This is a genomic window from Nostoc sp. C052, assembly GCF_013393905.1.
Lineage (GTDB): Bacteria > Cyanobacteriota > Cyanobacteriia > Cyanobacteriales > Nostocaceae > Nostoc.
In genome coordinates this window covers 3,263,910-3,278,020 of record NZ_CP040272.1, presented here as the reverse complement: position 1 = coordinate 3,278,020, position 14,111 = coordinate 3,263,910, and the positions used below count along the sequence as shown (strand labels likewise).

Sequence of the window (14,111 nt, the reverse complement as noted above, 5' to 3'; positions counted from 1 at the left end):
ACTTTTGCCTTCTTGTACAAGTTGCTTTAATGGCGGGAACCCTTTATTAGCAAAGCTTCTCGTTGAGGCGATCAAGAGAATTGACCCCTAAATTTTAAAAAGGATTATAAAGTAAACTAAAATACAGACCGTTTTCTTGTAATGTTCTGTCATTTGAATTAACAGATATTAAAGGAATACCCCAATCAAGACGAACAGTGAAGCGATCGCCCTGTGACCAACGCAACCCCAAACCAACAGCAGCTAAAGTATTAGGATTAGGGTTGTCTCTGCCCGAACTATTCCAGCCCACACCAAAATCCACAAAGGGGACAACCTGTAACGTGCTATTTATCTGGGGTAAACGCAGAATCGGTACTTGAACTTCCGCAGAAACAAAAGTGCCATTATCCGTTAGCAGGTAATCTTGACGGTAGCCTCGAATGCTATCCTGTCCACCTAAGCCAAATTGCTCTAAGGGCAAAAGTGTTCTCGAGGCAAGTTGTGTATTTAAACGAAGTAATAGTAAGGTTTCAGGAGCTAAAAGGCGGGCCCACTGTCCTTGCCCTTGCCAAGCAAAAAAGCGGCCATCGGGAGCCTCTTGATTAATGGTGGGATTTAACACATCGATACCCAAGCTAAATTGAGAGCGTAGGGCGATGACTTCACGGCTGTTACGAGAAGTCCATTCTTGAAAAAATCGCAACGCAGATACCCTGGTGCGTCCCTGGTTATCAGCGCCTAAACCAGGGAAAGGTATTCGCTCTATTTCCACATAGGAGGCTTCACTTTCCCGTCGTGAGGCTGTCAACCCCAAGGCGAATTCTTGCGTAGGAGTTTGAATTATGGGCTGGCGAAATGTTAGTTCGTAATAGCGAGAAGACGATTGGATATCTAAAACGTTGAAAGGAGGTTCAATGACATTACTCGATGTAGTGCCATAGTTAAAGCTGATGGTTCCGTTCTTCGGATTGACTGGTAATGTATAGCTGGCGTCAAAGGAATTGCTACCATCGGTATTAGTGTAAGCTACACCTAAAGCATCTCCCAATCCCAATAAGTTGGCTTCATTCAATTGTAATCGGCGGCGGAAACTGCCAACACTAGGCGATCGCCCATTATCAAGAACTATTTGGCTACTAAAGGTTTTTGCCTCACTGATCTTGACTTCTAAGAGACTAGCACCTGTCCGCGATCCTGCTGAGAGTTCAGCAGTCACGTTTTTAATCAAGGGATTAAGTTGCAAAAGTTGCAGTGCCTCTAATAGACGCTGGCGATTCAGAGGCGGTGATGTCGCTATTGCTAGTCGGCTGCGGATATAATTCGGATTCAACCGTCGAGTTCCAGTTACCTGGATACCCTCTAATTTACCTTCGACCACCTGAATTTTGACAACACCAGATTGGATTGTTTGGGGTGGGATATATGCACCAGAGGTAATGTAACCTTTTTTGACGTATAAATCAGTAATTTTAGAACGTGCTTGATATATTTCGGTCAGCGAGATCGGTCGTTTGGTAAATTCAGCAGTGGCTTTAGCTAACTCTTGGGCACTGAAGACTGTGCTACCAACAACTTCAAACCGTTCAACAACAATAGTTTGAGGAAAATTGCCAGGAATTGGTTCCTCTGGTGTGGGAGTTGGGGCAGATGGGGGAAATAGTTCTGCTGGTGGAGGAAGTGGCTGTGGCAATTCCGGTGCAGGAAGTGGTGAAGGTGCAGGTGGTTGGACATCCTGTGGTGGTGGGAGTTGTTGTGACAGGATGAAATTACTAGTTGGTAATTGTGTAGTATCAATAGCCTGGGCTTTCAGTGGACTAGAATATATACTGCCGAGTAACAGAAGCATACTTAGCGGTAAGCAAGACACTATAAGGTTCTGGGGATATTTATCAATCATCACACTGGGCTATTTTTTTGTCAGTAACCATGTAATTATACGGTGACTGGTTTAGATGTGAATCTTACTTCATTGAAAGCGACGGGAAACTCCATCCTGCAAGGGGATGGAGTTTTTTATTCCATACTTTTTTGCTTAAACATTCCCATCAATTTGCGTTTACGAGCATGGGTTTGCATCAATTTTTCTCGATAGCTTAACCAGTCAGATTTCTTTCCAGATTCCAAGTAGGCATTACGCGCCTTTTTCAACCATTCAACCGCGTAATAGTAGTATTCGGCTTTACCTGCATCCATAATTTTTTCGGCACGGAGACGAGCATTAGCAATCACCCAACTAGGATTATGAGGGATAGCAGCATCCATGACTCGGTGAATTAGCTCTGAATGATAAGAACTAAGTTCACTAGCGATCGCAATTGCATCATCAATTAGCCCCTCATGCAAGAATATGTCCAGCTTGGCTGATTCTGTTCCCCAACCACTATAAGTCCGAACAATTTTCAGCAGGTCTGTTTTGACACTTTCCCAGTTTTCCCCAGCCAATTCTGCCATCTTTTGGTAGTCCACAAAAGAGGGCTTGACTTGAAAAGCTGTCTTGATTGCAAATAAAGCAGTTTCACTATTACCCAACTCACTAGCTAAATCACTTGTCCAAATTCCCAATTCGTACTGACAATTACCTGGTAAACTTAACCCACTTTGGGCTATATCTAGTGCTTGCTGTAATGCTCCTTGAATGCTGAGTGTTTTCGCTAGGGCAAAAGCCTCTTCCATTGAGTTCATCTGTGTTTGAGCCGCGTCAATCGCTTCTTCCACCCTGCCTAAACGCCCCAACATGGTCAGATATTGCTGGGTTTGCCCTTCCGCTTCTGCTAAATATAGGTATTCTTGATAACGTTCTTGACGTTCGAGAATTTTTAGACGAATTAATGCCAAATCATCTGCATAATCTGGCACATCTTCTTCCCAAGCTCCTCTTTCCGTAATATTACCTTGGAGAACTTGTAGCAATGGTGGATAATCCCAACCTTGGCGTAAAGCCTCCATAATCAGGCCAAAGTCAACATTCCAATCATCTTGCCATGCTTCTAAATTAATTTGAATATCAACTTTTTCTTCTGGGGTAAGTTGGGTGCTGAGAATTGCTTCACACCAAGCACTATTTAATTCCCCGACAATTTCATCGTTTTCAGCGCCATATTCGGCAACATCATCCCAATTTTCCACACAGGTAGAGGTAATCGCTTGCAAAATAGCGATCGCATTTTCACCTTCTCCACGTTCGCTAAAATCTACCGCAGTTTGCACCACACTCAGCAAATCTTCGCCAATCGGGTCTTCTTCATATCCCTCCTCAAAGTAGCGCACGGTATCCTTGAGAATCTGCCGTACTTGCCGCCGAAAGGGAGTCGGATCAATAGTCCTGCGGCGCAGAGGTTTGATGTTTGTTTGGTTGTCAGCAGGATTCGTCATCCAACTTACATGACGGTCAATCGCCTCAATTAATGGTGAGTATTCTGCGACTAACTCTTGCAGCAGCCTTTGAGTTTGGATATAATCTATGCGATTTAGTAGTTCTTCTAGGGTGGGGCGCTGCTCAATATTTTCTGAGTTACGCGCACAGACAAGCATCGTCGCGACAATGTGTTTGCACCACCCTTCCAAGTCGTAGGCACAGGTGCATTTTACTGAAGTTAAGCCACTGCTATCGAAACTCAGGTTGACATGATAAGGTCTAGCTTCAGTGCCGACAACATCCGCCTGAAGCAGATGACCACGTTGGATAACAGTATTGACAGCACCAGCCTCATAATATGCCTCGCCCCGTTGGAAAGATTTGGCGTTGGCATGACGGCGGATAGTAAATTCACTAATTTGGGGAATAGACATCGAGCGATCGCCTGTGTAAATCCTCTGGATCAATCCTAAATCCAGCTTAGTGTTAGGCTAACGCGCTGTAAAGAAAAAAAAGTATGGGTACTCTCGATGAGGCTTCAATTTCTATTCATTAACTAGCTCAGAACTGAAATCAGCTTCATTACCCTGCAAATACTCACCTAATTTATTGTCGCTTTTCTGGGAAAACCAAACCATATAATGAAAATATCCATATTTTCGCCAGAAGTGAGTGAATCATAATTTGAGTGAGAAATACCCGAACCTGAAATCAGTGAACAGTCAACAGTAAGCAGTCAGGGTAATGTAAGGTGAGGGATTTAGAATTCAGCGATAAAACTGATAAATGTTAAAAGGATTGCGCTGATTGTCGGTCAAGTTGAGAATAAATAGGCGAAGCAGACGGGGAAACTAACGTGAGTCAAGGATATGATTACGATTTAGTAATTATCGGCGCTGGTGTAGGCGGACATGGCGCAGCCTTACACGCCGTAAGTTGTGGTTTGAAAACAGCAATTATTGAAGCTGCTGATATGGGAGGAACCTGTGTTAATCGGGGTTGTATTCCTTCTAAAGCGCTGCTGGCTGCATCTGGACGTGTGCGGGAGTTACGCAATGCCCACCACCTCAAGTCACTGGGAATTCAAATTGGTAGCGTGGAATTCGATCGCCAAGCGATCGCCGATCATGCTACCAATCTTGTCTCAAAAATTCAAGGCGATTTAACCAACAGCCTCAAACGTCTAGGAGTCGATATCATCCGAGGTTGGGGAAAAATCGCTGGGGCGCAAAAAGTCTTGATTTCTGGAGACGGCGGTGAAAAAACCATCACAGCCAAAGACATCATTCTTTCACCTGGTTCAATTCCTTTTGTACCTCCAGGGATTGAAGTAGACGGCAAAACTGTCTTTACCAGCGATCAAGGTGTCAAATTAGAGTCGCTACCAGACTGGGTGGCAATTATTGGTAGTGGTTATATCGGCTTGGAATTTTCTGATATTTACTCAGCTTTGGGTTGCGAAATCACCTTAATTGAAGCCCTAGATCAGTTAATGCCAGGATTTGACCGCGATATTGCCAAACTTGCTGAACGGGTGCTAATTACTCCCCGCGATATTGAAACGAAAGTTGGGATATACGCCAAAAAAGTTATCCCAGGTTCACCTGTGGTAATTGAGTTAGCAGATTTCAAAACCAAAGAAGATGTAGATGTCATCGAAGTAGATGCTTGCTTAGTAGCTACTGGACGCATCCCAGCCACCAAAAATCTTGGTTTAGAGTCTGTGGGTGTGGAAGTTGATCGGCGGAATTTTATTCCAGTAGACGATCGCATGGCAGTGTTATCAGCCGGTGAAGTCGTGCCACATTTGTGGGCAATTGGCGATGCTAATGGGAAAATGATGTTGGCACATGCGGCTTCTGCTCAAGGCATCATTGCGGTAGAAAATATAGTTGGAAGGGAAAGAGTAGTAGACTATCGCAGCATCCCCGCAGCGGCGTTTACCCACCCAGAAGTCAGCTATGTGGGCTTAACAGAAACCGCAGCTAAGGAGTTGGGACAAGCCGAAGGGTTTGAAATCGCCACAAGTAGGAGTTATTTCAAAGGAAATTCCAAAGCTTTAGCAGAAAATGAAGCCGACGGTATTGCCAAAGTCATATATCGCAAAGACACCGGAGAAGTCTTGGGCGTCCACATTTTCGGACTGCACGCCTCAGACTTAATTCATGAAGCGTCAGCTGCGATCGCCAACCGTCAATCTGTCCAAAGCTTGGCACATCTAGTTCACGCCCACCCGACACTCTCGGAAGTCTTAGACGAAGCTTATAAACGAGCCATTTAGTCATTTGTCCTCCGTCATTTGTCCTTTGTCAATAAACAAGGACAAATGACCACCGATCAATGACTAATGACCAATGACTAATGACTAATAACTAATGACTAATTATGCAAATCCGTCGTCGTTCACCTAACCCAGCTATTGCTGTGTCCATGTTACGTTATCAGGCTGCCGTGCCTGATGCAGCGCCAAACAACATTTTGGAAGAAATTGTCTGGCAGAAAGAAATAGAATATGACCAAATGCGGGAAAAAGTTCCTTTGCAAGAATTGCTGAAACAGGTACTCACTGCACCGCCAACCCGCGATTTTGTCGCCGCTTTGCGTCAAGGCAGGACTAAACCAGCATTGATTGCCGAAGTTAAAAAAGCTTCACCTAGCAAAGGCGTTTTACGGGCAGATTTTGACCCAGTAGCGATCGCCCAATCTTATCAACAAGGTGGTGCTAGTTGTCTTTCGGTGCTAACAGATGTCAAGTTTTTTCAAGGTAGCTTTGACAACTTAGCCAAAGTTCGGGCTGCCGTAGATTTGCCCCTACTGTGCAAAGAGTTTATTATTTATGCTTACCAGATATACTTAGCGCGGGTTCAGGGTGCAGACGCTATTTTGTTGATTGCAGCTATCCTGAGCGATCAAGATTTGAAATACTTCCTGAAAATTGCTAACAACCTGAAAATGGCAGCCTTGATTGAAGTCCATAGCTTGGCAGAACTTGACCGTGTGTTAGCCTTGGATGGAGTCTCCTTGGTAGGAATCAATAATCGCAATTTGGAAGATTTCTCTGTTGATCTGCAAACTACTTGTGAACTTTTAGCTACAAGGGGTAGCCAATTGCAGGAGAAAAACATCCTGGTTGTCAGCGAGTCAGGACTACACAACCCAGATGATTTGAGTTTGGTGCTGACAGCGGGTGCATCCGCTGTACTCATTGGAGAATCTTTGGTAAAACAGCCAGATCCCGGCACTGCGATCGCCCAGATATTACCGAGGAATTTCTGAAAAGTTACACCTTTCCTGCCCTAAAAGGCGCAGGGCAACTGCACAAAATAGTTGGCAATTGGGCATACTATGCGTAGATACGCAGCACTTTGCCATTAAATATCATCAATATCTTTGCCAAATCTTCATTGCTAATCAAATTAAAGCCATAAACAACTAGTTATTTCTTATGTAACAATTCATTAATAAGAGACAAACTCTGACTGATAAAAAATACCAAATATGAAATCAAAATTTAACTTCATGGAGCAAATCCCTCTACCTTCACCTATTCATTACGAACTTATACTTCAACTCTTAGAAAGACAAACTATGTTAGCAGTAAATGATAATCCAGATTTACGGCATCAGGTGAATCAGCTAATTATTACTCTCCGTAAAGCTGCTGTACAGCAAAAGCGACTAGAAGAAATTTGCGAGTTTTCCTCTGTAACTATTGATCACCGTTGGTCAATCAACCATCATCACGATAACAAAGTTGTTGCGCCCGATTGAAGTTGATAACTTAAATATCTCAACTTTTAATTTTTAACTTTTAATTTTTAATTAAAAAAAAGTCACTTCCTCAATTGTGAGGTGGGTTTATTCCACCTCACTCAAGCAATAACCACTATAGCTTTTGACAATTTATACAAAAACAATATTAATGCTGTAGAAAACAATTGTCATATTGAGAATATTTTAGCTCTGAAAAAGTTCATCTTGATTTAAAGAAAACTGTAGATCAGTTAAAATATTGATGAGATTCTCTCTCGAATTTGACGAAAGATGAAATACAACAGCATTGATGAACTCTTCAGAAATAATCAGGCTTGGGTTGCCGAGAAACTAGCTATAGACCCAACTTACTTTGAAGAATTATCTAGCGGACAAACACCACCTTTTCTATACATTGGGTGTTCTGATAGTCGTCTGGCATTAACAAGCTTTACCCGTACAGAACCAGGAGAATTATTTGTACATCGTAATATTGCTAATCAAGTTTCTCTAACGGATATAAACTTTTTAGCCGTTTTAGAATACGCAATTTTACATCTGAAAGTGGAACACGTGATCGTTTGTGGTCACTATGATTGTGGAGGAATTAAGGCTGCTTTAGAAGGAAGAACCATCGGAATTCTTGATAACTGGGTAAATCCGATTCGGGAACTGTATTTAGAAAAACAAGAAGAAATTGATGCCTTGCCAACAAGAGAAGAACGTCTGAATCGTTTGGCGGAAATCAATGTTGTGGCGCAAGTGAAAAATCTTTACCAAACTTCCATCATGCGTCAGGTACTCCATCAGCGAAAAGCACCTATGGTTCACGGCTGGGTACTAGATATACGTACTGGGTTAATCAAAGATTTGAATGTCTCAACTGTACAATGGCAATTGCACATCTGTCCCTTGCTTCTAGAGTTCAGACTGTATGCGATGTTAAAGAATGAGAGCTAATTCAGTATTTACCGCCACAAAAAAGCCTAAATTTGAAACTTGATAAATACTATTTTTACAACTTTTATTTAGATATTATATTTTATTGGGTAGTAACTAATATTCAATTAACTCTTGTGGGGTGGGCGTCTCGCCCACCCCACAATATTGGATAATTTATTTCTTGGAGTTCTCTTAACCCAAGCGTATTGAATTATAAAATAGTTAATCTCATAACCTTTTTTATAGAGGCAATTTATGAATTGCCTCTACACCAACATTGTTCAGAATTAGTAACGCCAATATTGGTACACTCAACCTATCTTTTACAAAGAATTATTTTTTAGCAATTATCCACACTGCATGAATAATCCCAGGAATGTAACCAAAAAGCGTCAAAAGTATGTTAATCCAAAAATCTATACCAAAACCTACTTGTAAAAAAACTCCCAAAGGCGGCAGGAAAATGGCACACAGAATCCGAACTAAATCCATTTAAACCTCCTGTTCATCTCACAAAAAGCAGCTTGCTGGCAAAGTAACTTACCACTTTTCAAGCATACTTGTACCTCTCAAAGATAACATTCTCTCTGTTAATCTAGGTCATACTTAAGATGCGGGAAACCGCACTTAACATTAGCCACCGCTAATTTTTGCTTTGTAACCTAGCTTGGTCAAAATCTCGACAATTTTCTGCTTGTGTTCGCCCTGAATTTCAATTTCGTTATCTTTAACTGTCCCACCAGTACCACACTGAGTTTTCAACTGCTTCACCAAATCTGCCAAGGTTTCCGGCTTGACTTGAAAACCACTAACCACTGTGACGGTTTTCCCTTTGCGTCCTTTGCGGGAAGCTTGTACTTTAAGATTTTGTTGTTGTGCGGGCAGTTCTGGAATTGGTCTTTCTGTAGCAGCTGAGTTGTCATTGCCAAATTCGCGGTAGACAAAGCCTTTGTCAGAAGATTTGGGATTAGAAGAAGACATAAAAATGAATGTTTAAGAAAAATTTCAAAGCAGTGGAAACTTCTACGTAACTATTCTGCTGGGATGTCAATTTCTAGGCTAACATCACAAATCCATTGCCAGGGGGATTCAAAGTAATTGGGTATGCCCCATTCCCCATTCCCCAGATATGCCCCAGACTTTCTATAATAATTAAGTCATTCCCGTCATCAAAAACAGCCTGTGACTACCACTCCTCTATCTCCAAGTTCAATTGCTCAGGTTCCAGATACGCTAGGTCGCTTTGGACGCTTTGGCGGTAAGTATGTACCTGAAACGCTTATGCCTGCCCTTGCTGAGTTAGAAACAGCTTATCAGCAATACCGCAATGACCCTAGTTTTCAAGCAGAACTACAGCAGTTGTTACGGGACTATGTGGGACGTGCGACACCATTGTATTTTGCTGAACGCCTGACTGCTAATTATGCCCGACCCGATCGCACAGGGCCACAAATTTACTTGAAACGTGAAGATTTAAATCACACTGGCGCTCACAAAATCAATAATGCTCTTGGTCAAGTATTGTTGGCAAAACGCATGGGTAAGCAGCGGATTATTGCCGAAACGGGTGCGGGACAACATGGAGTTGCGACAGCCACAGTTTGCGCTCGTTTTGGGCTGAAATGCATAATCTACATGGGCGTTCAAGACATGGAACGTCAAGCTTTAAATGTGTTCAGAATGCGGCTGATGGGGGCAGAAGTGCGTCCGGTAGAGGCGGGAACCGGAACTTTGAAGGATGCTACTTCTGAAGCAATTCGGGATTGGGTGACAAATGTAGAAAGTACTCACTACATCCTGGGTTCAGTCGCAGGGCCACATCCTTACCCAATGATGGTACGTGATTTCCATGCAGTTATTGGCGAAGAAACTCGCGCCCAAGCAATAGAAAAGTGGGGTGGATTACCTGATATTCTGTTGGCTTGTGTGGGTGGTGGTTCCAATGCAATGGGACTATTTTATGAGTTTATTAATGAGTCTTCTATACGATTAATTGGGGTTGAGGCAGCCGGAGAAGGTGTCAATACTGAAAAACACGCAGCAACCTTGACAAAAGGACGAGTTGGTGTATTGCATGGAGCAATGAGCTACCTGCTGCAAGATGAAGATGGGCAAATCATTGAGGCACACTCAATTAGCGCCGGGTTAGATTATCCCGGTGTGGGCCCAGAACATAGCTATTTAAAAGATACTGGTCGCGCTGAATACTATAGTGTGACGGATGCAGAGGCTTTAGAGGCATTCCAGCGATTATCGAAATTGGAAGGGATTATCCCGGCGTTAGAAACAGCCCATGCGATCGCCTACCTCGAAACCCTCTGTCCTCAACTAACTGGCAGTCCTCGGATTGTGATTAACTGCTCTGGACGCGGTGATAAAGATGTACAAACAGTAGCTAAGTTATTGTATCCAGCGTAAATCTACGTAAAATATTGGGAAAAAAGCAATACATGGATCAACAATTCAAACACGCGATGCTACCGCAACCCACTCACGACGAGTTAGCACGCCAAAACTTTGTGCAAAGTCTGAAAATGCACATTTTCAGGAATATCTCTCCTGGGAATAAGGTAGTTTATGAAAAACTAGGCAAGCCGAGGTTTGAACAAGAACATCAGCGTCCTCCCCAGAATCGTTATGAAATTCGGGAAGTAATGCAGCACGAACCTTACTACCGCTGGACTAGTGCGCTCAAGCGCATCAACCAGGAAATGTTATGGGATGCTGTAAATGCCAACGTTGACAGACAACTACCAGAATTGATTGAGCGCGCCAAAGATAAAGGTGATGAACTGGGTACTTTAACCCTTGACTCAAATTTTGAAATACCTACTCATCAAAAAGCTGTAGATATTCACTGTATGCCCGGAGGATATCACAGTGAATTCACCGCTGATGATGTCACTGCCGGCGCAACCTACGATCGCGGCGTTTATGTTTATGGTCTAGGTTGGTTAGGGCCCCTGAACGATGATATGGGGCTATCTATAGTTCAAAACTACCTACTATCAGAGCATCCTGACTTTCGACCGAGAAAAATCCTCGATATGGGATGTTCTGTCGGTAATAGTACATTACCTTATGTAGATGGTTTCCCAGATGCAGAAGTCCATGCCATAGATATAGGTGCATCTATGCTGCGTTACGCTCATGCAAGAGCCGAAGCTTTGGGAAAACGGGTACACTTCTCTCAGCAAAATGCCGAACACACTAACTTCCCTGATGAATCATTTGATTTAGTGGTTTCTCACATTTTGCTGCATGAAATTCCCCCGCCAGCCATCCGTAAAGTTATGCAAGAATCTTATCGTCTACTGGCTCCTGGCGGCATGATGATCCATGTGGAAGCACCCCTTTATCGTCACATGGATGTTTATACGCAGTTTATTTATGATTGGGAAACCGCTAACAACAACGAACCCTTCTGGAGTGCTGCACGCGATTTGGATTTGGTATCGCTAGTTACTAAGGCTGGTTTTGCCCCAGATAAAGTCTTCGAGAAATTTGTCCCCAATGGAGCGTGGAAAGCCAAGGTAACGAATGCACTGTTTAAAAATGGGAAATCAGGCAGTCAAGGCACTTGGTTTGTAGTTGCTGCAACTAAGTAAGAATTCGTAATTCGTAATGACGCTCGTTCCTCGCTACCGCTACGCTAACGTAATTCGTAATTCGTAATGGGCTACGCCCTGCTACGCTAACGTAATTGGTAATTTAGGAAGTCGGATTTTCTCTGGGTTTCCGGTTTTTTTGTGTAGTCTTATTTTTGGAGAATTGGTATTCGGATGGTAAAAATAGCTAAGGGTAAACGACCTGTTTACTTAGAAAATCCGCAAACTGATAAATTGTTAGCGATCGTTATGGCTTTGGCTGGCGAGGTATCTGTGCTGCATGAGCGGCTGGACACAATTGAAAGGTTACTAGAAGTTAAAGGGATTTTATCGGCTACTGAGATTGAAGCTTATGAGCCGGATACCACAGTAACTCAGGAACGGGAACAGTGGCGGGCAGAATATATTGCTAGGGTGTTACGCGTGTTGCAGGAAGAGTTGGCAACCCTCAATCAAAGTTAGTCTTTCAGATGGTAGGATCTAGCATCGATATTGCTGCTCTAGAACAGTCAATTTTCAACCAAATAAATAGCTACAGAGTTTCTCAAGGGCTACCAGTGCTGACTCGTAATGCTGCGATCGATCATCAAGTCAGGATTCACAGCCAAAACATGGCTAATGGCGCAGTTACCTTTGGACATACGGGATTTTCACAGCGAATTATCGCAATCGGTACTTCTTACAGAGCCGCTAGTGAAAATGTCGCTTTTAATCAGGGATATAGCGATCCTGCCAAAATAGCTGTTCAAGGATGGCTTGAAAGTCCAGGGCATCTTGCAAATATTAGAGGTAATTACGATCGCACAGGAATTGGTGTCGCTAGTAACAGTGGAGGCGAAATCTACTTCACACAAATTTTCCTTCGCTGATCGTTTTGGCGAAATTGAGGTTTTTTCTGAAATTCTCTGTTAATCTAAATTACATCTAATTTAGATATCTCATATTAATTCCTGAAAATCTTAAATTCTCAGCAAAATTAACCGTGCCTTTTATAAAGTTGACTATTAAAGTATTCACAATTACAAATAATTGTTTGTGTTACTTGTAAAGGATGTAGCCAAATTGCCGAAATTCATCAATCCTTAATAGTATTGTGGTGCAGATCGTCGGAACAATGAGCTAAAGTATAAGTCTTATATCTCTACACATTACGCAATTCTCCATGTTCCGACAAACTGCTTTTGGCATCGCTTTAAGTGCGCTTGTCCTTGCTAGTGGATTAACGACTGTTCCGATACCAAATCATACTTCTACGAATACATCCACCCGTAATAAGCTGTTGTCGCTTTTTTCTAGTCAGGTTGCAATATCGACTCCTACTTTTAAAACTACTGAGCTAGAAAAATCAGTATTTGAGCAAATTAATCGATATCGGGCTTCTAAAGGGCTACCAAAGTTGATTTTAAATACAAATTTAACTCGACAGGCAAGAATTCATAGTCAAAATATGGCTAAAGGTAAAACCCCATTTAGCCATCAGGGATTTGAAAAACGAGTCAAGGCTATCCCTATTCGCTACAACAGTGCGGCGGAAAATGTTGCTTTCAATCGGGGATATAGCAACCCTGTAGAGGAAGCTGTTACTGGTTGGATCAAAAGTCCTGGGCATCTAAAGAATCTGAAAGGAAATTACAACCTCACTGGAATCGGCGTTGCTACTAATAATCAAGGTGAAGTCTACCTGACACAAATGTTTTTTCGCACTAGGTAAATTTAATTTTTGATTTTTCTGCACAATAATAATGTAGTGTCTGACAAGACTTTTGTTTGCTGGACACTGCTATTATTTTTGAAAGATTGATGACATTACAAGATTTTCAGGTGAGCGATCGCGACCTCAGTGACGCAGCCCTTAGCCAGTATTTAGAATCGACAGCGATCGCAGTTGATACAGAGACAATGGGATTATTGCCACTGCGCGATCGCTTGTGTCTCGTCCAACTGTGCAATCCAGAGGGGAAAGTAGCTGTAATCCGCATAACTAAAGGACAAACTGACGCGCCCAACTTAAAAAAACTCTTAGAAGCAGTCAATGTCGTAAAAGTGTTTCACTTTGCTCGATTTGACTTGGCTACTTTGCGAGCTAATCTGGGGATTCAGGTTAGTCCTGTTTTTTGCACTAAAATTGCTAGTAAATTAGCCCGTACTTACACAAATCGTCACGGACTCAAAGATGTGGTGCAAGAGTTAGAACAAGTGGAACTAGATAAAAGCTCTCAAAGTTCTGATTGGGGTAACGCCGCTAGCTTATCTGAAGCTCAACTAAGTTATGCTGCCAATGATGTGCGCTACTTACTTAGCGTGCAACAGAAGCTAATCGAAATGCTCAAACGAGAAGAACGTTGGCAAGTTGCTCAAGAATGCTTTGAATTCCTGCCAACGATAGTTTCCCTAGATTTGTTGCAATTTAAGGATTTGTTTGAACATTGATCAAATAGTGAATGGAGAGTAGGGACAAGAAATTCTTATTG

14 protein-coding genes are annotated in these 14,111 nt (G+C 42.5%); 10 read left to right on the top strand and 4 right to left on the bottom strand.

The window, feature by feature from the left end:
- Positions 1 to 94: 94 nt before the first annotated feature.
- Both FD723_RS13190 and FD723_RS13185 read right to left on the bottom strand, forming a co-directional pair.
- Positions 95 to 1,879, bottom strand: a complete 1,785-nt coding sequence (locus FD723_RS13190; protein WP_179069136.1) for a ShlB/FhaC/HecB family hemolysin secretion/activation protein — start codon at positions 1,877 to 1,879, stop codon at positions 95 to 97.
- A gap of 116 nt (positions 1,880 to 1,995) precedes the next feature.
- The gene (locus FD723_RS13185; RefSeq protein WP_179069135.1) at positions 1,996 to 3,771 is read right to left on the bottom strand and encodes an SWIM zinc finger domain-containing protein; all 1,776 of its coding nucleotides are present in this window, start codon (positions 3,769 to 3,771) and stop codon (positions 1,996 to 1,998) included.
- A 422-nt stretch (positions 3,772 to 4,193) separates the two neighbouring features.
- On the opposite strand from FD723_RS13185, the gene lpdA reads away from it, so the two are divergent.
- From lpdA to FD723_RS13165, 4 genes are all read left to right on the top strand, one after another.
- On the top strand, positions 4,194 to 5,618 hold the full coding sequence (gene lpdA / locus FD723_RS13180) for a dihydrolipoyl dehydrogenase (RefSeq protein ID WP_179065731.1): 1,425 nt from the start codon (positions 4,194 to 4,196) through the stop codon (positions 5,616 to 5,618).
- Positions 5,619 to 5,722: 104 nt separating this feature from the next.
- Entirely contained in the window at positions 5,723 to 6,613 is an 891-nt protein-coding gene (gene trpC / locus FD723_RS13175) for an indole-3-glycerol phosphate synthase TrpC (RefSeq protein ID WP_179065730.1), read from the top strand.
- A 243-nt stretch (positions 6,614 to 6,856) separates the two neighbouring features.
- On the top strand, positions 6,857 to 7,108 hold the full coding sequence (locus FD723_RS13170; RefSeq protein WP_179069134.1) for a DUF5340 domain-containing protein: 252 nt from the start codon (positions 6,857 to 6,859) through the stop codon (positions 7,106 to 7,108).
- Positions 7,109 to 7,381: 273 nt separating this feature from the next.
- The gene (locus FD723_RS13165) at positions 7,382 to 8,050 is read left to right on the top strand and encodes a carbonic anhydrase (protein WP_179065729.1); all 669 of its coding nucleotides are present in this window, start codon (positions 7,382 to 7,384) and stop codon (positions 8,048 to 8,050) included.
- Positions 8,051 to 8,365: 315 nt separating this feature from the next.
- On the opposite strand, the gene FD723_RS13160 is transcribed toward FD723_RS13165, so the two are convergent.
- The gene (locus tag FD723_RS13160; RefSeq protein ID WP_179065728.1) at positions 8,366 to 8,524 is read right to left on the bottom strand and encodes a YqaE/Pmp3 family membrane protein; all 159 of its coding nucleotides are present in this window, start codon (positions 8,522 to 8,524) and stop codon (positions 8,366 to 8,368) included.
- Between the two features lie 141 nt (positions 8,525 to 8,665).
- On the bottom strand, positions 8,666 to 9,013 hold the full coding sequence (locus tag FD723_RS13155; RefSeq protein ID WP_179065727.1) for a translation initiation factor: 348 nt from the start codon (positions 9,011 to 9,013) through the stop codon (positions 8,666 to 8,668).
- 201 nt (positions 9,014 to 9,214) lie between these two features.
- Here FD723_RS13155 and trpB point away from each other — a divergent pair, with 201 nt between their 5' ends.
- The 6 genes from trpB (at position 9,215) to FD723_RS13125 (ending at position 14,070) form a co-directional block, all read left to right on the top strand.
- Positions 9,215 to 10,450 carry a tryptophan synthase subunit beta gene (gene trpB / locus FD723_RS13150; protein ID WP_179065726.1) on the top strand — a complete coding sequence of 412 codons (1,236 nt, stop codon included), beginning with the start codon at positions 9,215 to 9,217 and terminating at the stop codon, positions 10,448 to 10,450.
- 32 nt (positions 10,451 to 10,482) lie between these two features.
- The gene (locus tag FD723_RS13145) at positions 10,483 to 11,640 is read left to right on the top strand and encodes a class I SAM-dependent methyltransferase (RefSeq protein WP_179065725.1); all 1,158 of its coding nucleotides are present in this window, start codon (positions 10,483 to 10,485) and stop codon (positions 11,638 to 11,640) included.
- Between the two features lie 174 nt (positions 11,641 to 11,814).
- Positions 11,815 to 12,102, top strand: coding sequence for a hypothetical protein (locus FD723_RS13140; RefSeq protein ID WP_179065724.1), 288 nt, complete (start codon positions 11,815 to 11,817; stop codon positions 12,100 to 12,102).
- A gap of 8 nt (positions 12,103 to 12,110) precedes the next feature.
- A complete protein-coding gene (locus FD723_RS13135; RefSeq protein WP_179065723.1) occupies positions 12,111 to 12,509 on the top strand; it encodes a CAP domain-containing protein in 399 nt (132 codons plus the stop codon).
- 293 nt (positions 12,510 to 12,802) lie between these two features.
- The gene (locus FD723_RS13130) at positions 12,803 to 13,351 is read left to right on the top strand and encodes a CAP domain-containing protein (RefSeq protein ID WP_179065722.1); all 549 of its coding nucleotides are present in this window, start codon (positions 12,803 to 12,805) and stop codon (positions 13,349 to 13,351) included.
- 89 nt (positions 13,352 to 13,440) lie between these two features.
- The gene (locus FD723_RS13125) at positions 13,441 to 14,070 is read left to right on the top strand and encodes a ribonuclease D (RefSeq protein ID WP_179065721.1); all 630 of its coding nucleotides are present in this window, start codon (positions 13,441 to 13,443) and stop codon (positions 14,068 to 14,070) included.
- Positions 14,071 to 14,111 lie beyond the last annotated feature (41 nt).